Genomic DNA, 367 nt, shown 5'->3' on the forward strand with positions numbered 1-367 from the left:
CAATATCGCAGGGCGCGACGGCGGGTATCTCCGCCCAGCAGTCGATGCTGGTTTGAGAAGACACAGATGGAGTTCCAACACGTCACCTTCGACTCTGATCAATGAGGAGGCAGGCGCTGAGCGATTGCTCAAGCCAGGGATCATCCGGGGCGGCACGCAGTGGGTCGCTGTCGTCATCGAAGGCTCGCTGGTTGTCGGTTTCGATCGCGGGAAGGGAGGCGTCCACTGCGTGCCGCACGAGAGCTGGTAGCGCGGCATTCTCACGCGCACTTTGCCGGGATCATACCAATCCGTAAGAAATGCAGCCTCGGTCGTTCGACCCTCGCACTTTACCAAAATGTATAGTTCCAGCGAGGTTCCCGTGAGG

General features: G+C 59.4%; 1 protein-coding gene. It reads left to right on the forward strand.

Features of this window, described 5'->3' with window-relative positions; all coding sequences use genetic code 11:
* Positions 1-250: hypothetical protein (locus AF337_RS44165; RefSeq protein WP_049731492.1), on the forward strand; the 250-nt coding region annotated here is incomplete at its 5' end.
* Positions 251-367: the final 117 nt, after the last annotated feature.

It is taken from the genome of Rhizobium ecuadorense (assembly GCF_001187535.1).
GTDB classification, from domain to species: Bacteria; Pseudomonadota; Alphaproteobacteria; order Rhizobiales; family Rhizobiaceae; genus Rhizobium; species Rhizobium ecuadorense.